Annotated in this window: 16 protein-coding genes; 12 read left to right on the top strand and 4 right to left on the bottom strand. The window is 66.3% G+C overall.

All coding sequences use genetic code 11. From position 1 onward, the window contains the following. Positions 1–104: 104 nt before the first annotated feature. The 6 genes from mihF (at position 105) to SBP01_RS10015 (ending at position 6,189) form a co-directional block, all read left to right on the top strand. A complete protein-coding gene (gene mihF, locus SBP01_RS10040) occupies positions 105–422 on the top strand; it encodes an integration host factor, actinobacterial type (protein WP_275214253.1) in 318 nt (105 codons plus the stop codon). Between the two features lie 45 nt (positions 423–467). Further along, positions 468–1,043 carry a guanylate kinase gene (gmk, locus tag SBP01_RS10035; protein ID WP_320535692.1) on the top strand — a complete coding sequence of 192 codons (576 nt, stop codon included), beginning with the start codon at positions 468–470 and terminating at the stop codon, positions 1,041–1,043. 36 nt (positions 1,044–1,079) lie between these two features. Further along, positions 1,080–1,340 (top strand): DNA-directed RNA polymerase subunit omega, encoded by a 261-nt coding sequence (gene rpoZ / locus SBP01_RS10030; protein WP_275214255.1) that lies wholly within the window; start codon positions 1,080–1,082, stop codon positions 1,338–1,340. A gap of 27 nt (positions 1,341–1,367) precedes the next feature. Next, entirely contained in the window at positions 1,368–2,615 is a 1,248-nt protein-coding gene (coaBC, locus tag SBP01_RS10025; protein ID WP_320535691.1) for a bifunctional phosphopantothenoylcysteine decarboxylase/phosphopantothenate--cysteine ligase CoaBC, read from the top strand. A 78-nt stretch (positions 2,616–2,693) separates the two neighbouring features. After that, positions 2,694–3,929, top strand: coding sequence for a methionine adenosyltransferase (gene metK / locus SBP01_RS10020; RefSeq protein WP_320535690.1), 1,236 nt, complete (start codon positions 2,694–2,696; stop codon positions 3,927–3,929). Between the two features lie 88 nt (positions 3,930–4,017). Further along, positions 4,018–6,189, top strand: coding sequence for a primosomal protein N' (locus SBP01_RS10015; RefSeq protein ID WP_320535689.1), 2,172 nt, complete (start codon positions 4,018–4,020; stop codon positions 6,187–6,189). A gap of 9 nt (positions 6,190–6,198) precedes the next feature. Here the strand turns inward: SBP01_RS10015 and SBP01_RS10010 are convergent, their stop codons facing one another. From SBP01_RS10010 to SBP01_RS09995, 4 genes are read right to left on the bottom strand one after another with little or no spacing between them, the layout of a single operon-like run. Next, the gene (locus SBP01_RS10010; protein WP_320535688.1) at positions 6,199–7,290 is read right to left on the bottom strand and encodes a glycosyltransferase family 1 protein; all 1,092 of its coding nucleotides are present in this window, start codon (positions 7,288–7,290) and stop codon (positions 6,199–6,201) included. Continuing rightward, positions 7,287–8,216, bottom strand: a complete 930-nt coding sequence (locus SBP01_RS10005; protein WP_275214260.1) for an alpha/beta fold hydrolase — start codon at positions 8,214–8,216, stop codon at positions 7,287–7,289. The genes SBP01_RS10010 and SBP01_RS10005 overlap by 4 nt, the downstream gene beginning before the upstream one ends. Before the next feature lie 11 nt (positions 8,217–8,227). Further along, on the bottom strand, positions 8,228–9,097 hold the full coding sequence (locus SBP01_RS10000; RefSeq protein WP_320535687.1) for an aldo/keto reductase: 870 nt from the start codon (positions 9,095–9,097) through the stop codon (positions 8,228–8,230). Positions 9,098–9,107: 10 nt separating this feature from the next. After that, positions 9,108–10,082: a sugar-binding transcriptional regulator gene (locus SBP01_RS09995; protein WP_320535686.1), complete on the bottom strand. Its 975-nt coding sequence runs from the start codon at positions 10,080–10,082 to the stop codon at positions 9,108–9,110. 179 nt (positions 10,083–10,261) lie between these two features. Here SBP01_RS09995 and SBP01_RS09990 point away from each other — a divergent pair, with 179 nt between their 5' ends. The 6 genes from SBP01_RS09990 to SBP01_RS09965 all read left to right on the top strand — a co-directional run bounded on the left by SBP01_RS09990 (position 10,262) and on the right by SBP01_RS09965 (position 19,329). Further along, positions 10,262–12,016 carry a glycerol-3-phosphate dehydrogenase/oxidase gene (locus SBP01_RS09990; protein WP_320535685.1) on the top strand — a complete coding sequence of 585 codons (1,755 nt, stop codon included), beginning with the start codon at positions 10,262–10,264 and terminating at the stop codon, positions 12,014–12,016. Positions 12,017–12,106: 90 nt separating this feature from the next. Then, a complete protein-coding gene (locus SBP01_RS09985) occupies positions 12,107–12,856 on the top strand; it encodes an MIP/aquaporin family protein (protein ID WP_275214312.1) in 750 nt (249 codons plus the stop codon). Positions 12,857–12,899: 43 nt separating this feature from the next. After that, positions 12,900–14,414 carry a glycerol kinase GlpK gene (glpK, locus tag SBP01_RS09980; protein WP_320535684.1) on the top strand — a complete coding sequence of 505 codons (1,515 nt, stop codon included), beginning with the start codon at positions 12,900–12,902 and terminating at the stop codon, positions 14,412–14,414. A 346-nt stretch (positions 14,415–14,760) separates the two neighbouring features. Beyond that, positions 14,761–17,286: a leucine--tRNA ligase gene (leuS, locus tag SBP01_RS09975; RefSeq protein WP_320535683.1), complete on the top strand. Its 2,526-nt coding sequence runs from the start codon at positions 14,761–14,763 to the stop codon at positions 17,284–17,286. Positions 17,287–17,343: 57 nt separating this feature from the next. After that, the gene (locus SBP01_RS09970) at positions 17,344–18,342 is read left to right on the top strand and encodes a DegV family protein (protein ID WP_320535682.1); all 999 of its coding nucleotides are present in this window, start codon (positions 17,344–17,346) and stop codon (positions 18,340–18,342) included. A 48-nt stretch (positions 18,343–18,390) separates the two neighbouring features. Continuing rightward, positions 18,391–19,329, top strand: coding sequence for a helix-hairpin-helix domain-containing protein (locus SBP01_RS09965; RefSeq protein WP_320535681.1), 939 nt, complete (start codon positions 18,391–18,393; stop codon positions 19,327–19,329). The last annotated feature ends 53 nt before the right edge of the window (positions 19,330–19,382 follow it).

Here is a 19,382-nt window from a genome sequence, read left to right as displayed (position 1 = left end):
TAATGCGGGCGTCCATTGATTCAAGGGGCCCCAAAGGGTAGTTTCAGGACAAGTCCAATGGCGGCCGCCATGGACGCATCTGAAAATTTCCGGGGGTGTCCTCCATGAGCCTGCGACCCTTATCCGCGTCAGAACGCGCTGATGCCCTGCAGAAGGCCGCCGCGGCCCGGGCAGCCCGGGCCGCGGTGAAGGAACGGCTCAAGAACGGCGAGACGTCGGCGGCGGACATCATCAGCTCAGCGGCCCAGGACGACGCCTTGGCGCGGATGCGGGTAGCCGAACTGTTGGAGGCCCTGCCGGGCATCGGTAAGGTGCGGGCCGCGGCCATAATGGAGCAACTGGGCATCGCGGCTTCCCGGCGGGTCCGCGGCCTGGGCATTCACCAGCGCCAGGCGCTGGTAGATTTTATAGACGAGAAATAGGGCGAACCACTCTTCGTCGATCCAAACACCGCCGCAAAGGAACATGTGAGCAAGAATCCGGGACTGACAGTCCTCGCAGGTCCGACGGCTGTTGGTAAAGGCACCGTGTCCACCTACATCCGGGATAATTACCCCGAAGTCTGGCTTTCCGTTTCGGCCACCACCCGCGCCCCGCGCCCCGGTGAGCAGGACGGTGTCCACTACTTTTTCAAATCCAAGGAAGAGTTCGAGAAGCTCGTTGCAGCCGGCGAGCTCCTGGAATGGGCCGTGGTCCACGGCCAGAACACGTACGGAACACTCAAGAGCACCGTAAAGCAGGCCATCGCGGACGGAAAGTCCGTGCTGCTGGAAATTGACCTGCAGGGAGCCCGGCAGGTTAAAGCTGCCGTTCCGGACGCCCAGTTCGTCTTCCTGGCACCCCCCAGCTGGGACGAAATGGTGCGCCGACTCGTGGGCCGCGGCACGGAAAGTGCCGACGAGCAGCAGCGACGCCTGGAAACCGCTAAACTGGAACTTGCCGCTGAACCGGAGTTTGACTACACCGTCGTTAACGATGACATTCGCCGGGCAGCGGACGAGCTTGTTTCACTCATGGGGCTGACCCCGCACCCGCACCAGTAGCGCGTACAAGTCAGCCCGTTAGAATTTGGAGAATTCGTGTCCACGAACCTTGAAGGCATCATCAACCCGCCGATCGACGATCTGCTGAAGGTAGCTGATTCCAAGTACGGCCTGGTGATCTTCGGTGCCAAGCGTGCACGTCAGATCAACGCCTACTACGCCCAGCTGCACGAGGGCCTGTTCGAATACGTCGGCCCGCTGGTCGATACCAAGCTGAACGAGAAGTCGCTGTCCATCGCCCTGCGCGAGATCAACGAAGGCAAGCTCGTTTCCACCCCGATCGAAGCTTCAGAGTAAGTCTGACTGCCTGTTGACGGAGGTCACGTGCGCATAGTCCTCGGAGTCGGGGGAGGGATTGCGGCCTACAAGGTCGCATCGCTCCTCCGGCTTTTTACTGAAGCCGGCCACAACGTCACGGTGATACCCACCGAGGCGGCTACCCGCTTTGTGGGTGTCGCCACCTGGGAAGCCCTTTCCGGCAACCCCGTCAGCAACAGCGTCTTCGACGACGTTCATCAGGTCAACCACGTCAGGCTCGGCCATGAGGCCGACCTGATCGTGGTGGCACCGGCTACTGCGGACCTCCTGGCCCGTGCGGCCACGGGTCAGGCCGGTGACCTCCTCACCAACACGCTGCTGATGGCCCGGGGGCCGGTACTTTTCGCCCCGGCCATGCACACGGAAATGTGGCAGCACGCCGCCACCCGCGCCAACGTCGAGACCCTGCGCAGCCGGGGCGTCGCCGTCCTCGAACCGGCCAGTGGCCGGCTCACCGGCGCCGACTCCGGTCCGGGCCGCCTGCCCGAACCGGAAGCCATCTTCGACGCGGCCATGGCCCTCTCCCAGGGCCAGTCCGATTTCCAGCTCCCGCTGGCCGGCCGGAAGGTGACCATCAGCGCCGGCGGCACCCGGGAACCCCTGGATCCGGTCCGGTTTTTGGGCAACAGGTCTTCCGGGAAGCAGGGCGTTGCGCTGGCCGTTGCGGCCCGCAACGCCGGTGCCACGGTCCGGCTCATCGCGGCCCACATGGACGTCCCGGCTCCCGCCGGCGTGGACGTGGTCAGGGTGGAAACCGCCCTGCAGCTGAGGGAAGCCGCGCTTGCGGCAGCTGCCGATTCCGACGTCGTCATCATGGCCGCCGCGGTGGCAGACTTCCGTCCTGCGGAGGTCTCCGGCACAAAAATCAAAAAGCGCGATGACACGGCGGACCCGGTCATTACCCTGGTCCGCAACCCGGACATCCTGCAGGAATTGGTGGAGGCCCGCAGCGCTCCCGGGAATGAGGCTGCCCGCCGCCACCAGCTGATTGTCGGCTTCGCGGCGGAAACCGGTGACGGCCAGGGGGACGTCCTGGCGTACGCCGAGGCAAAACTCAAGCGCAAGGGCTGCGACCTCCTGGTGGTCAACCATGTGGGAACGGACAAGGTTTTTGGGCAGGACACCAATTCGGTAGTCATCCTGGCCCGCTCCGACGCCGAACCTCAAGAGGCAGCCGGGTCCAAGTCCGAGGTTTCGGCCGCCGTGATCACACGGGTCGGCCACGAGCTGAACCACGTTTCACCGCACGCCTGACCCGCTCGCCGAACAGCGTTTCCTTAGCACGGGGACGCACGCGGCCGGACGTCCGTTCCCAACCAGTAAGGTAGTTGAGTGACTTTACCGCTGCACATTCCCCACACCCACGGGGCCACGCCCTCCGCGCTCCGGCTCTTTACCTCCGAGTCGGTCACCGAAGGCCACCCGGACAAAATCTGCGACCAGATCAGTGACGCCATCCTGGACGCGCTGCTGGCAGTCGACCCGGAGTCCCGCGTCGCCGTCGAGACCATGGCCACCACCGGCCTGGTCCACGTCGCCGGTGAGGTCACCACGGACGCCTACGTTGAAATCCCGCAGATCGTCCGGGAGACCATCCTGGGGATCGGCTACGACTCGTCGGCCAACGGTTTCGACGGCGCCCGCTGCGGCGTGTCAGTATCCATCGGCCAGCAGTCCAATGACATCGCCGGGGGTGTTTTCAATTCGCTGGAAGCCCGTGAAGGCCGCCAGGAGGACGATTACGATCTTCAGGGCGCCGGCGACCAGGGTCTGATGTTCGGCTACGCCAGCGACGAAACCCCGTCTTACATGCCCACCCCGATCTGGCTGGCACACCGCCTGTCCGAACGCCTCACGGTGGTGCGCAAGTCCGGCGAACTGGCCTATCTCCGTCCCGACGGCAAGACCCAGGTCACCGTGGGCTACGACAAAGACGTGCCCGTCTCCGTCGAGACCGTGGTCATTTCAAGCCAGCACGCGGAAGGCACCAGCCTGGACCGGCTCCGCGCCGACCTCGCCTCCTTCGTCATCGCCCCGGTGCTGGCTGCCGCCAACCTGGACATCTCCCGGGCTGTAAACATCCTCAACCCCGCCGGCGAGTTCGTCATCGGCGGCCCCGTGGGCGACGCCGGCCTGACCGGCCGCAAGATCATCGTGGACACCTATGGCGGCATGGCCCGCCACGGCGGCGGTGCCTTCTCCGGCAAGGACCCGTCCAAGGTGGACCGGTCCGCGGCCTACGCCATGCGCTGGGTGGCCAAGAACGTGGTGGCAGCCGGCCTTGCCAAGCGCGCCGAGATCCAGATCGCCTACGCCATCGGGCAGGCCCGTCCAGTAGGCACCTACGTGGAAACCTTCGGCACCGAAACAGTGGACCCGGCCCGCATCAGCGACGCCATCGCCGAGATCTTCGACCTCCGCCCCCGCGCCATCATCGACGCCCTGGACCTCAAACGGCCCATCTACGCCAAAACGGCCGCGCACGGACACTTCGGCCGCGACGATCCCGATTTCACGTGGGAGCGGCTGGACCGTGTGGACGACCTCAAGGCCTTCTTCAACGCCTAGCCTGCCGTCAGCGCCCCGCCAATCATCTGACCCCGCTGAAAATGTCAGGGCCAGGTGGTTGGCTGGTTTGTGAAAGGGGGTAACGGACATGGCAACACCTGAGACGGTCCACATCGGCCACGGCGTGCCCGGCGCCGTCCAGCCGTCCCTGCTTCAAGGGTTCCCCGCGGCCACCCGGCCGCCGGGACCGCCGCTGGCCGCCCACCTGCCCGTAGCCAGGGTGCAGGTGGAGACTTCCCTGCCGCACCTGGACCGGCCTTTCGACTACAGCGTGCCGGCAGAACTCGATCAGGCCGCGCAGGCGGGCGTCCGGGTAAAAGTCCGTTTCAACGGGCAGGAACTCACCGGGTTCATCATCGAACGCACCACAGAGTCCGACGCCGGCCACACCCTTGTGCCGCTGCAGAAAGTCATCTCTCCGGTTGCCGTCCTCACACCCGCGGTGCGGGACCTGGTAAACGCCGTCGCCGCCCGGTACGCGGGCACAGTCAACGATGTGCTGCGGGTGGCCGTCCCGCCGCGGATGGCACGCGTGGAGAAGGATTTCCTCGCCGCTGCCGTCCCGGAAGCGGCTGAGGCGCAGCGTGGCACGCCGACAGCCGGAAAGACCGGCCAGTCCACGCCGGGAGAGTCCGGCGTTGTGCCTGGTTCCTCAGGGGAGGGCGGCTGGGCAGGTTACCGCAACGGTCCGGCGTTTGTGCGCCACTTGCAGGAGGGCGGGAGCCCGCGGGCGGTCTTCAGCCCGCTGCAGGGCTACGGCCAGGCGGCGTGGCCCCGGTTGATCGCCGAGGCGGTGGCCGCAGTCCGTGCCTCCGGCCGCGGCGCCCTGGTCGTGGTGCCCGACTACCGCGACCTGGACCAGCTGGAACAGGCGTTGCTGGACGTCCTGCCGGCCCCTGACATCGCCCGGCTCACGGCAGATGACGGACCGACGCCGCGCTACCGCAGTTTCCTGCGCATCCTGGCCGGATCGGCGCGGGTGGCCATCGGCACACGGTCCGCAGCTTTCGCCCCCGTTCAGGACCTGGGCCTCGTGGCCTGCTGGGACGACGGCAACGACCTCCACATCGAACAGCGCTCCCCGTACGCCCATGCCCGTGAGGTGTTGCTGCTCCGCGCGGATCAGGAGGGCACGGCATGCCTGATGGCGGGCCACGCCAGGAGTACGGAGCTGCAGCGGCTGGTGGAGGCGGGCTGGGCCATGCCGGTGGAAGCGGAGCGGGCACTGGTGCGGCGGACGGTTCCGCGCGTCCTGAACACCGCCGACAGCTTTGAACAGGAACGCGACCGGCTCGCGCTGGTGGCACGGCTTCCCGGCGCGGCGTGGCGGGCTGCCAAGGAAGGGCTGGAACGCGGGCCGGTGCTGGTGCAGGTGGCCAGGGCAGGCTACGCGCCGTCACTGGTTTGTGAAACGTGCCGGGAGCCCGCGCGCTGCCAGTCCTGCCGGGGACCCCTGGCCATTGGCGGAGCCAGCGGCAGCTCGGCCATTCCGCAGTGCCGCTGGTGCTCCACGCCCGCCCCGGACTGGCAGTGCGTCCACTGCTCCGGGCGGAAGCTTCGGAAAGGTGCCACCGGAGTCCTGCGGACTGCCGAGGAACTGGGCCGGGCGTTCCCCGGTAAAGCGGTCATCACGTCCTCGGGCGACCAGGTCAAGGCCGTGGTGGGCACCGCGAACGCCCTGGTGGTGGCCACCATCGGAGCCGAGCCGGTTGCCGAGGCCGGCTACGCCGCTGCACTCCTGCTCGATGGCGACTCGCTGCTGCGCCGGGAAAACCTGCGGGCCGGGGAGGACACCGTGCGCCGTTGGTTCAACGCCGCCGCGCTGGTGCGTCCCGCGTCCGACGGCGGCCTGGTGGTCATTACCGCGACCGAAAGCGTGGCGGTGGGTGCCCTGCTGCGGTGGGATCCCGCCGGGTACGCCCGGCGGGAGCTGGAGCTCCGGATGGAACTCCAGCTGCCCCCTGCCGTCCGGATCGCCTCGGTCACGGGGCCCCGCACCGCCGTCGTACATTTCACCGCCGCGGTGGAGCACCAATTGGAGCCGTCAGGGGTGCACCTGCGGACCGCAGGTCCCGCCCCTGTGATACTCACGGGCTCTGCGGCCGCCCAACAGGGCGACGACGTCCGGACCCTGCTGTTCTTCCCATACGGGCAGGCCGGCGCCGTTACCCGGGTGCTGCGGTCAACCAAGGCTGCTGCGGCCGCCAAGCGGACTGAGGAGCCCGTACAGGTCAGGCTCGACGGCGTTGACGTCCTGTAACCGTCTCCGTTAGCGGCGGCGCTTCCGGCGGGACCGGGCGGCCACGATATCGTGGGCGGTGTCCACGAGCTCCCGCGCGGATTCGTCCCAGCTGAATTCCGCCGCCCGGGCCACGGAACGGCGGGAGACATCCTGCCAGTGTTGCTGGTCCCGGAGTTTCTGCACGGCAGCGGCGAAGTCGGCGGGGGACCCGGGATCAACGTACGAGGCAGCCTCGCCGCCCACCTCCCGGAAAATCGGGATGTCGCTGGCAACCACCGGCGTGCCCAGTGACATGGCTTCCACCAGCGGCAGCCCGTAGCCTTCGGCACGGGAGAGGCTGACCAAAGCGGTGGTGCGTTTGAGCAGGTCCGTGTATTCGTCGTCGGTGACGCCGTTGTGGAAGACCACCTTGGCGCCGGCAGGGACCATGCGCTCAAGATCGGCGCGCCGTTCCGGTGTGATCCGGCTGAGCAGATGCAGCGTGAAGTCGGGCAGCGCGGACATCCCGGCAATCAGGGTTTCCACGTTTTTGTAGGGCATGAACGAACCCATATAGAGCAGGGTATGGTCGGATCCGGCGGCCGGGTCCCGCGGCTCCTGCGCGGGCTGGGGTGCGTTGCTGATGATCCGCACCGGCCGGCTGGTCAGCCGGTATTTGGCCATCAGCGCTTCAGTGGTCCTGCTGATGGTGGCCACGACGTCCGCGCGGTTCAGGAGGAGTCGCTGGGGCCAGAAGGCTTTGTGGTAGAGGCGCCAGAGGATGCGCACCGGCGCGGGCAGGAATCCCGGCGGGGCGGGGTGCTCGTAATAGATGAGGTCGTGGAGGGTCAGGACCAGGCCGTAGTCGCGCCCCCAGCTGCCCATGGTCTGCATGGGACAGACCACCACGTCCGCCCCTAACGGATTGATTTTGCGCGCCACAAACAGCTCCGCGGGGGAGAGCGGGCTGTTGATCAGCGTGTAGGGAACGTCCGGGAGCAGGGCGAGCTGACGGGGATCACTGATCAGCATGGAGACGTCGGCGATCCTGGCCGTCGCTGCGATCAGGCTTGCCCCGTAGCGACTGATCCCGTCGTGGTGGTCGTGTCGGGTGAACCGGGCATCGATGAGAATCTTCACGCGGGGTGGTCCTTAAGGAAGCTGCGAATGAAACCGGCGGCCGGTGCGGGCGTTTCGTAATGGATCAGATGGCCGACGCCGGCAATGACTTTGAGTTCCCCGTCCGGCAGGAGCCCGGCGAGGACGTGCTGGTCCGGCAGCGTGGCGATTTCGTCCTTCTCGCCGGCCACGAGCAGCACCGGCAGGGTGAGCTTCTCAGCAACCTCCGCCACGTGCGCGCTCACGGATGCGGTGAATGCCTGGAGGAGGCTTTCCCGGTCCGCGAAGCTGCTGAAGTAGGCGTGATGCTGGCCATGGATGAACCGGCGCAGGTCCTTGTCGGCCGTCTTGGCCATGGTCTCGCTCATGACCCGGACAATCAGCGGGCTCCGCAGCAGCGCCAGGCCCAGGGTGCGGGGGAGGCGTGCCGCGAGCCGGTAATAGAGCACGGCCAATTTGGTCATGAGGCCCTTGGGGCCTTCCAGGGCGGGCGCGGCGATGGGATTGATGAGGATCAGCGGGGTGACCGTCCCGGGATGCGCGGCCACAAAGTGGGACGCGATGATGGAGCCGAAGGAGTGGCCCAGCAGCACGGTGTCCGGGCCCAGGCCGAGCGCCGCCATGAAGGAGCTGATGAAGTCGCCGTACTGGGACACCGAATGCTGTCCCGCCGCGAACGCGGCTGAGCTGCCGAAACCGGGCAGGTCCGGCATGATGATCCGCATTTCCGGCAGCTGATCGGCCACGCGGAGCAGGCCATGGTGGTCGCCGCGGAACCCGTGGATGACCAGGATGGTGCGGGTTTCGGCAGTGACCCGGACCGGTTCATAGGTCCAGTACGCGACGCGGCTGCCATCGAGTTCGATGTGCGCGGCATGGGTGCGGGCGGCCAGCCCGGTGCTGAAGTAGGCCGGCGCGGCGGATGGCTGGCGGGCAGCGGTCTTCACGATTCCCCGTCCTAGTTGACGTTGTCCGGGTGGGAGCCGGTGCGCTGCCCGCGCTCAAGCTCCGCAAGGGCCGCCATGTCGCGATCCGACAGGGCAAAGCCGAACACGTCCAGGTTCTCCCGGATGCGCGCCTCGGAACTTGCCTTGGGAATGGCGATGTTACCCAGCTGGATATGCCACCGCAGGATGATCTGCGCGGCTGTCCGCCGGTGTTCGGCTGCCAGGGCAAGCACCACGGGATCCGCCAGCACGTGGCCGCGGCCCAGCGGGCTCCAGGCCTCGGTCAGGATTCCCAGGCCCCGGTGCTTTTCCCTGAGCTCCGCCTGCTGCAGCCAAGGGTGCAGTTCGATCTGGTTTACCGCCGGCACCACTTCCGCGGTTTCCAACAGGCGGTCCAGGTGGGCCGGCTGGAAGTTGCAGACACCGATGGCGCGCACTTTCCCCTCGCGGTAAAGGATCTCCAGGGCGCGGTACGTTTCGGCGAAGAGACCCCGCCGGGCACAGGGCCAGTGGATCAGGTACATGTCCACGTAGTCGAGGCCGAGGTTGACCATGGAGGTATCGAACGCCCGCAGCGTTTTGTCATAACCCTGATCGTCGTTCCAGACCTTCGTGGTGACGAAGACGTCCTCACGCCGGAGCCCCGGCGAGGATTCGCCGGAACCGCCGCTCCCGGCGTCGGAATCAACGGCCGCACCAAGGGCCCGGGCCACGCCGGTTTCGTTGCCGTACATGGCGGCGGTGTCGAAGTGCCGGTAACCGGTGCCCAGGGCCATGGCCACCAAGGATGAAGCCTCCGCCACCGGAACCTTGTAGAGCCCAAACCCCAACTGGTCGATCAGCACACCGTTGTTGAGACTAAGCCGGGGAGAAGGTTTCATAGGACTGACTTTACCCATTGGCCGGGGCCACACCTTCAAAGCCCACCAGACGGCGCGCGGTGGCTTCATCAAGGATCAGGTCGGTGGCGAGGCCCGCGGTGAGCGCGCCGCGCAGGCCGTTGATCTTGGACGCGCCGGACACCACGCAGATCCGGCGGCGGACCTGTCGCAACTGCGAGAGCGCCGGGCCGGTGGAACGTTCGTTCAGGACAATGCCGTCCGAGGATCCGTCCCGGCGGAAAAAGACGGTGGCGACGTCACCCACCACATCGGAGCGGGCAAGCATCCGAAGATCGGTCTCGTCCAGGTAGCCGCCGGCATAAACGTGGCTCGGATAGTCCGCTTCGACGGATCCGACCCCGAAAATGGCGATGCTCATCCTGGCCTGCAGATCCAGGATGCGCTGCACGCTGCGCTCATTCCACATGGCCGCCTTGGTGGATGCGTGGTCAAAGAACGCGGGCACCGGGAACTGCTCCACCCGGGCACCGTAGGCGCTGCCGAAACGGCGCATGATGTCGCTCGCATAGGTGATGCCGGTGGTGTGCATGTTCCCGGCGCCGTTGAGTTGGACCACCACCGTGTCGTGGGTGATCTTGCGCGTCAGGTGCCTGCTGACGGCGCTGAGCGTGGAGCCCCAGGCGACGCCCAGGATGGCGTTGGAATCCACCAGGGGCCCGATGGTACGTGCCGCCTGCAGGGCGACGCGGTCAAGGGTTTCAGCCTCGTTAAGCGACTCGAGGACCGGAACGACGTGAACGTCCACGTTGTACTCCCGCCGGATCAGGCTTTCAAGCTCCGGGCCCGTGTCCAGCGGGTTGCGGATCTGGATTTGGACCAGACCTGTGTCCCTGGCTGCCGAAAGAAGCCTCGACACCGTGGACCGTGACGTCCGGAGTTCGCGGGCGATCGCGTCCATGGTCAGGTCCTGGAGGTAATACATCTGTGCAGCCCGGAGAGCGTCTGAGTGGCGGGAGTGCATCATTCGGCATCCATTCTGCACGTTTGTGCATAGAGCTTGACTGGTTTTTCCATAAGTCCAAAGAATAGTTGAAGAAGGGCGGCTGACCTGCGAAGGTAGCCCCATGGACTAAACCCAAGGAGCAGTTTTTGGGACTCAAGGACTCATCTGGCCATCCTCGCACTACGCCTGCGAAGCCCACGTTGCCACGTACCGCCGCCGCGGCCCTGCGGGAGCGGCCACAGGCCAAGGTGCTGATCATCGGCGGCGGAATCAATGGTGTGGGCACGTTCCGGGATCTCGCACTCCAGGGTGTGGATGTGGCGCTCGTGGAACGCGGCGACTACTGCCAGGGCGCCAGCGGGGCATCCTCACACATGATCCACGGCGGCATCCGCTACCTCGAAAACGGCGAGTTCCGGCTGGTCAGGGAGTCCGTGGTGGAGCGCAACCGGCTGCTGCGGATCGCCCCCCACTACGTCAAACCGCTTCAGACCACCATCCCCATCTTCAGCACCTTCTCCGGCGTGCTGTCCGCACCCCTCCGGTTCCTGACCCACAAGCAGCAGGGCAAGCCCAAAGAACGCGGCGCCTTCCTGATCAAGCTCGGCCTGAGCATGTACGACTCGTTCTCCCGCGACGGCGGTACCGTTCCCCGCCACCAGTTCCGGGGCCGCAAGCGGGCGCTGGCGGAACTTCCCCGCCTGCATCCCGGCATCAAATATGCCGCCACCTACTTCGACGCTTCCGTGCACAACCCCGAACGCCTGACCCTGGACGTGCTCCAGGACGGTGAAAAGGCCGGGCAAGTGAACGCGGGAACGGCAGGAAGCACGGCCAGGGCCAGCAACTACGTCTCGCTCCAGTCGATGGGACCCGCGGCGCCGGCCGGGAACCGCAACTCGTCCGGCAGCACTGTTCAGTTGCGCGACGAACTGACCGGGGAGCTTTTTGACTTCACCGCCGACATCATTGTGAACACCACGGGGGCCTGGGTTGACCTGACCAACGAGGCAATGGGCGCGGCGTCCCGCTTTATGGGCGGCACCAAGGGATCGCACATCGTCCTTGACCACCCGCAGCTGCTCGAGGCCTGCAACGGCCGCGAAATCTTCTTCGAACACACCGACGGCCGGATCGTCCTGATCTACCCCATGGGGGACAGGGTGCTGGTGGGCACCACCGACGTCGACGCCGATATCAGCCAGGACGCGGTGTGCACGGACGGAGAGATCGATTACTTCCTGGAGCTGATCGGGCATGTCTTCCCTGACATCCCCGTGGACCGCGGGCAGATCGTCTATACGTTCTCCGGCGTACGGCCTTTGCCCCGCCACGACGAAACCCAGCCGGGATTCGTTTCCCGCGACTACCGGATTGAACGCCGGGCTGGCGGCACCGGCTCCGTGGTCTTCAGCCTGGTGGGCGGCAAGTGGACAACATTCCGGGCGCTGGCCGAACACCTGGCCAATGATGTCCTCTCCGAACTGGGCATGGAGCGCAAGGTCTCCACGGCAACAATGGCCATTGGCGGTGGCGCCGGTTTCCCGGCGAACGAGGCCGGCGTGCAGTCCTGGATCAAGGCCCACGTATCAGCGGACCGTGGCGCCGACCGGACGGCCCTCCTCCTCACCCGCTACGGCACCAGGGCCGAGGAAGTCATCAGCTTCCTCGACGACGGCCCGGATCAGTTGTTGCGCTCCACCCGTGAGCTCAGTGTCCGCGAGCTTGAATACATGGCCCGCCATGAACAGGTTGGACACCTCGCCGATGTGCTCATCCGCCGGACCTCCCTCGCTTTCCGGGGTCTGGTCACGGGCGAGCTGCTCAACGAGGTGACTGAGGTGCTTGCCGGTCCGCTGGGCTGGGACGCCGCAGCACAGGCCCAAGAGATCCACGACGCCGAGGAGGTACTGGGGCGGTTGCACCGCGTGCAGGTCCACAGCCTGGTCGCCTAGCCGGCCACGCTGCAGCCGGAGCGTCAAACGCGCTCCGGCTCCACGGTCCCTCAACCCGCGAGGACCGATAACAAAAATAAGGAGTCAATGATGTCTCTTGGAATAGTTTTTCTCTCCGAAGTCTTCGGAACCGCGATGCTCACCCTGCTCGGTTGCGGTGTCGTGGCCAACGTGGCCCTGAGGGGCACGAAAGGTAACAGCGGCGGGTTCCTGATGGTCACGTGGGGGTGGGGCATCGCCGTCTTCTCGGGCGTATTTGTTGCCGCAAAGTCCGGTGCCCACCTCAATCCCGCCGTAACACTGGGCCTGCTGGTGAACGGCAAAGCCGAATACGCCCCCGGCGTCAAGGTGGATGTGGCATCCACCCTGACCTACTTCGGCGCCGAACTGCTGGGCGCCTTCCTCGGCGCAGTTGTCTGCTGGCTCGCCTACAAGCAGCACTTCGATGACGAGCCTGCCCAGGCCTCCAAACTCGGCGTATTCTCCACCGGCCCGGCCATCCGCTCCAACCCGTGGAACCTGATCACCGAGATCATCGGCACCTTCGTCCTGGTCTTCGTCATCCTGACCCTGGGCGGCACCCCCTCAGGGCTGGGCCCCCTGGCAGTAGCCCTGCTGGTGGTTGGCATCGGCGTTTCCCTGGGCGGTCCCACCGGCTACGCCATCAACCCCGCCCGTGACCTCGGTCCGCGCATCGCCCATGCCCTGCTGCCCATCAAGGGCAAAGGAAGCAGCGACTGGGCCTACTCGTGGATTCCCGTCGTTGGACCGCTGGTGGGTGGAGCCCTGGGCGGAATCATGGCCAGGGTTGTTCCCATCATCGTCACCGCAGCATCCTGATCGACCAGCCACCAAACCCCTGTACACAGACAAGGACGTCACCATGAACCAGTACGTAATCGCCATCGACCAGGGCACCACCAGTTCCCGCGCCATCATTTTCGACCACAGCGGCAACATCGTTTCATCCGGGCAGATGGAGCACGAACAGATCTTCCCGCAGGCAGGCTGGGTGGAGCATGACGCCTCGGAGATTTGGAACAACACCCGCGAGGTGATCGGTTCAGCCCTTTCGAAGGCGAACCTGACGCGGCACGATATTGCCGCCGTCGGCATCACCAACCAGCGCGAGACCGCGGTGGTATGGGACAAGACCACGGGCAAACCGGTCTACAACGCGATTGTGTGGCAGGACACCCGCACCCAGAACATCGTCGATGAACTGGCGAAGGATGGCGGACCGGAACGGTTCAAACAGAAGGTGGGCCTGCCGCTGGCCACCTACTTCTCCGGCACCAAGATCAAGTGGATCCTGGACAACGTTGATGGCGCCCGGGCAAAGGCGGAGGCAGGGGACCTTGTCTTCGGCAACACCGACTCGTGGGTTCTGTGGAACCTGACCGGCGGGGTGGACGGCGGGGTGCACGTCACCGACGTCACCAACGCCTCCCGCACCCTGTTCATGGACTTGGAGACGCTCACATGGGATGAGGAAATCCTGGGTGTTTTCGGTGTTCCGCTGAGCATGATGCCCGCGATCAAATCCTCCTCCGAGGTCTACGGCACCGTGCATACCTCCCAACTGCTGCGCGAAGTCCCCGTGGCGGGCATCCTCGGTGACCAGCAGGCGGCCACGTTCGGCCAGGCGGCATTCGACGCCGGCGAAGCCAAGAACACGTACGGCACCGGCTGCTTCCTCATCTTCAACACCGGCGAGGAGATCATCCACTCGAAGAACGGCCTGCTCACCACGGTGGGATACAAGCTCGGCGATGCCCCCACCCACTACGCCCTGGAAGGATCCATCGCGGTGACCGGGTCCCTGATCCAGTGGCTGCGCGACAACCTCGGCATGATCAGCAGCGCGCCGGAAGTGGAGACCCTGGCCGCCTCGGTCAAGGACAACGGCGGCGTCTACATTGTGCCGGCCTTCTCCGGCCTGTTCGCCCCGTACTGGCGCTCCGATGCCCGTGGCGCCATTGTTGGGCTCACGCGGTTCGTCAACAAGAGCCACATCGCCCGCGCCGCGCTTGAATCAACGGCATTCCAGACCCGCGAGGTGCTGGACGCCGTCAACGCGGACTCCGGTGTTCCGCTGACGGAGCTGAAGGTCGACGGCGGCATGGTGGCCAACGATGCGCTGATGCAGTTCCAGGCGGACATCCTGGGCGTCCCGGTCATCCGGCCCAAGGTGATTGAAACCACTGCCCTGGGTGCAGCCTACGCGGCTGGCCTCGCCGTCGGCTTCTGGAAGGACCTCGGCGAACTTTCGGCCAACTGGTCTGAAGACAAGCGCTGGGAACCGCAGATGGACCAGGCCGAGCAGGACCGCCAGATGCGGCTGTGGAAGAAGGCCGTCACGAAATCCATGGACTGGGTCGACGAGGACGTGAAGTAGCCAGAGGCCCCGGCAGAGGGGCCGGTGACTCCCGCCCGCTTCGCGGTGCCCACCACACCATGGCGGGGAGTCACCGGCCCCTCTTTCGCGTCGGGTCCGGTCCTTCATTCCGCTCGTGGCGACCTGCGCTGAGGTGGGAGGATGGGTGCGCTAAAGTAGTCGTATGCGTGCGATCCTTCTGCTTAGCTAGCCGCCCGGTCTCCGGAAACAAACCGGACAGCCGAGCGGCCGCCCCTCCCTTTAGAGGGGCTTTTGTGTGTCCGGGCACGATTGCCGGGCCGGCAGCAGGAAGGGATCAGACCGTTGGGGCAGCACGGAAGCCGCAACAGAACAGAAGAGGGCAGCAGTGAGCGTTCAGCCGGAGACAGAGACCGGAACAAAGGCAGCAGCGGCGGAGACACCCGAAGAGGGTGCGTACAGCTTCGCGGCCATGGAGGCCAAATGGCCGCAGGTGTGGGAAGACCTCAAGGTCTTCACCCCCGTCGATGATGGTTCCCGTGAGCGCCGCTACGTCCTTGACATGTTCCCGTACCCCTCGGGCGACCTGCACATGGGCCACGCCGAGGCGTTTGCCATGGGCGATGTTGTGGCGCGGTACCTGCGGCAGCAGGGCTTTGACGTCCTGCACCCGATCGGCTGGGACTCCTTCGGCCTGCCGGCCGAGAACGCGGCCATCAAACGCAACGCCCACCCCAGCGAGTGGACCTACGCCAACATCGAGACGCAGGCGGCGTCCTTCAAGCGCTACGCGATCTCCGCCGACTGGTCGCGGCGGGTGCACACCTCCGACCCCGAGTACTACCGCTGGACCCAGTGGCTGTTCAAGCGCTTCTATGAGCGCGGGCTGGCCTACCGTAAGGACTCGCCGGTCAACTGGTGCCCGAAGGACCAGACCGTGCTGGCTAACGAGCAAGTGGTCAACGGCGCCTGCGAACGGTGCGGCACCCCGGTGACCAAGAAGTCGCTGAACCAGTGGTACTTCAAAATCACCGAGTATGCTGACCGGCTGCTCGAGGACATGGACGAACTGCGCGGCCACTGGCCCGAGCGGGTCCTGGCCATGCAGAAGAACTGGATTGGACGCTCCGAAGGTGCGCACGTCAACTTTGTGATCGAAGCCACCGGCGGCAAACCTGCCAAGGACGTCACCGTCTTCACCACCCGCCCGGACACCCTGTACGGGGCAACATTCTTTGTGGTCGCGGCAGACGCGCCGATCGCCGTCGAGCTCGTCACGGACGAGCACGCCGCCGCCCTGGACGCGTACCGCGAGCAGGTCAAGGCCCTGAGCGAAATCGAACGCCAGTCCACCGAACGCGAAAAGACGGGCGTCTTCACCGGACGCTACGCGATCAACCCGCTGAACGGGGAAAAGCTGCCGGTCTGGGCCGCGGACTATGTGCTGGCCGATTACGGCACCGGTGCCATCATGGCCGTCCCCGCGCACGATCAGCGTGACCTCGACTTCGCCAAGACCTTCGACCTGCCTGTCCGTGCGGTGCTGGACACCGGCGAAGAGGATCCCGCAGTGTCCGGCAAAGCCACGGCAGGGGAGGGGACCCTGATCAATTCGGGAGTCCTGGACGGCATGCCGAAAACGGAAGCCATCCCTGCCGCCATCGCCATGCTGGAGAAGCAGGGTACAGGCGAGAAGTTCGTCAACTTCCGGCTCCGTGACTGGCTCCTGAGCCGCCAGCGGTTCTGGGGCACGCCCATCCCGATCATCCACTGCCCCTCCTGCGGCGAGGTACCCGTTCCGGACGAGCAGCTGCCCGTGACGCTGCCCGCCGACCTGCGCGGCGAGGACCTGTCACCCAAGGGCACGTCGCCGCTGGCAGCTGCCGAGGCCTGGGTCAACGTGGAATGCCCCAACTGCCACGGACCGGCGAAACGCGATACGGACACCATGGACACCTTCGTGGATTCGTCCTGGTACTTCCTGCGCTTCGTCTCACCGCATTACACCGAGGGCCCCTTCGACCCCGAGAAGATCAACGAATGGATGCCGGTAGGCCAGTATGTGGGCGGTGTGGAGCACGCCATCCTGCACCTGCTGTATGCGCGCTTCTTCACCAAGGTCATCCATGACCTCGGCATGCTCGACGCCGATGAGCCGTTCAGTGCGCTCCTGAACCAGGGCCAGGTCCTCAACGGCGGCAAAGCCATGAGCAAATCCCTCGGCAACGGCGTTGACCTCGGCGAGCAGTTGGACAAGTACGGTGTGGATGCTGTCCGCCTCACCATGATCTTTGCCTCCCCGCCGGAGGACGACGTCGACTGGGCGGACGTTTCGCCGTCCGGTTCCGCCAAGTTCCTCGCCCGTGCCTGGCGGCTGGCGCAGGATGTCAGCAGCGAACCAGGCACTGACGCCGGGGCCGGTGACCGCGCACTGCGGTCCGTAACGCACCGGACCATCGTGGACGCCGCCGCCCTGCTGGACAGCAACAAGTTCAATGTGGTGGTGGCCAAGCTCATGGAACTCGTCAATGCCACCCGCAAAACCATAGACGCGGGAGCCGGCGGAGCTGACCCCGCCGTCCGGGAAGCCGCGGAGGCCGTCGCTGTCATCCTGAGCCTCTTTGCGCCCTACACCGCAGAGGACATGTGGAACGTCCTCGGCCACCCCGCCTCCGTGGCGAACGCGGGCTGGCCCGCCCATGATGATGCACTCCTGGTGCAGGAGACCGTCACCGCTGTGGTCCAGGTTCAGGGCAAGGTCCGCGACCGGCTCGAAGTTTCCCCGGACATCAGCGAGGACGAACTGCGCGAACTGGCCCTGGCCAGCGAAAATGTGCAGCGTGCCATGGACGGCCGCGGCATCCGCACGGTGATCGTCCGGGCGCCTAAGCTGGTGAACATCGTTCCGGCCTAGCCGGACAAATCCGGCCGCCGGGGCCATCCGGCGGCCGGCTTCAAACCAGGAGGCCTCTTGCCCGACCGTGAAGCGGCAGCTTGGCTCTGGCTCCGGGAGCGGCTGGCCGCCCTCCGCCCGGCGGCGCGTCCGGCCGCGCCCAGTGAGGGGGCCGCCGCCGTCGTCCGTACCGCTGTTGTCACGGATTCAGCGTCCGCGCTGCCGGCCGACTGGGTCTCCGCCTGCGCTGAAGCCGGCCTCCTGACCGTGATACCGATGCCTGTGATGGTGGGCGAGGAAATCTACGGTGAGGGCGAAGACGACATCACCGAGACGATCGCCCTGGCGCTGGCGGCCGGGAAATCAGTCAAGACCTCGCGCCCGTCACCGGGGCAGTTTGAGCAGGCATTTCTCGCGGCCGAACGTGGCGGGTATGAGTCTGTTGTCAGCATCCACATCTCCGGCGGCCTGTCCGGCACCGCGGATGCCGCCCGGCTTGCCGCCGCGCGGGTGAACATTCCGGTGGAGGTTGTGGACTCCGGCACCGTGGGCATGGCCCTGGGGATGGGTGTCCAAAGTGCGGTGACCGCCGCCGCGGCCGGCTTGGAGTCCGCCGCCGTCAGCGCGGCGGCAACAGATCAAATGGCACGCACCAGGGTCTATTTTTACGTTCCCAGCCTCGAGCAGCTGCGCCGGGGCGGGCGGATGGGCGCCGCCGCCTCGCTCCTGGGGACAATGTTCGCCATTAAACCCATTCTGGCCGTGGACGGCGGGAAGATCGTTCCGTTGGAAAAGGTCAGGTCTGCCGCCAGAGCCATCGCCCGGCTTGAGGAGATTGCCGCCTCGGACGCCGCCTCCCGTCCGGCAGGAAGGGCCCGGCTTGCCGTCCATCATTTTGGGAACCCGGCGGAGGCCGAAGGGCTGGCGGCCCGGCTGGCAGCAGCACTGCCCGGCTGCCCGCCAGCCCAGATCAGCTCCCTGCCCGCCGTCCTGGCTGCCCACGCCGGGCTTGGTGTGCTGGCCGTCATTGTCGGAGAAAGTGCTCCGCCGCTCATGGAGTCCCCGCTTTCCACATAGGCCCGGCCCGGGCTGTCACCTGCAGTGTCTGATCCCTAGCGTGGGAGCATGTCACGCCGCGACGCTGGAACCAGCCACGCGGCGCGGCATGCCCGGGAGCGGCTGCAGGCAACGCTGGGCGGCGCCGGTGGTCTGCTGACTGACGACGCCGGGCAGGCTTTCGAGTACGGCGCCGAGGTCCCCGCCCATGGGGACGCGCGTGCCGGAGCGGTTGCCGAAGACCTGGCAGGGAGCGGCACGGCTGGACCGGCGCTCAGGTGGCGGCTAGGTCTTCCTGTAGCCCTGCTGCTCGCTGCCCTTGCGGTGCTGGCCGGCGCCTGGTTTTGGGTACAGGTTGCCACCGGACAGCCGCAGGTGGTGCCGCTGAGCGATGTCCTGTCCCAGGAGGGTACCTCGTCCGGGGCCGGTGGGGACCGCCCCGAGGAGCCGGCAGGGCAGGAAACAGGCCCCGCCGGGCAGGGAACAGACCCGGCAGGGCGGGCGGCGGGACCATCAGCCGATCCCCAGGGCGGGACGCTGGTCATCCATGTGGCCGGTGCGGTGGCTGTGCCCGGGGTGGTGCACTTGCCGGCAGGGAGCCGCATTCACCAGGCCATCGCTGCTGCGGGCGGCCCCACCGCCGCGGCGGACCTCAACCGGCTCAACCTCGCCGCCGTCCTGGCGGACGGACAAAAGCTGTATGTGCCCGTGCCGGGTGAGAGCATCCCCGCAGAGATCTCCGGGAACGCCGTGGCGGGCGGGAACCCCGGCTCCGGCTCCGGTGCCTCCGATGGTTCCGGGAGCGCGGCAGGTGCAGGGAAGGTGAACCTCAACACGGCCGGCGTGGAAGAACTGGACGCCCTGCCGAAGGTAGGTCCCGTGCTGGCTCAACGGATTGTGGACTGGCGTAAAGAACACGGGCCCTTCAAGTCGGTCGAGGAGCTCGACGCCGTGGACGGCGTGGGGCCCAAAATGTTGGAGACCCTCCTCCCCCTGGTGGTGGTTTGAGATGGTTCAACGCAGCCCCTGGAGCCGTTTTGTCGACTCTGCAGTGCAGAACA

This window comes from Pseudarthrobacter sp. IC2-21 (assembly GCF_034048115.1).
Taxonomy (GTDB): Bacteria; Actinomycetota; Actinomycetes; order Actinomycetales; family Micrococcaceae; genus Arthrobacter; species Arthrobacter naphthalenicus.
This window is presented reverse-complemented; position numbering and strand designations above follow the sequence as displayed.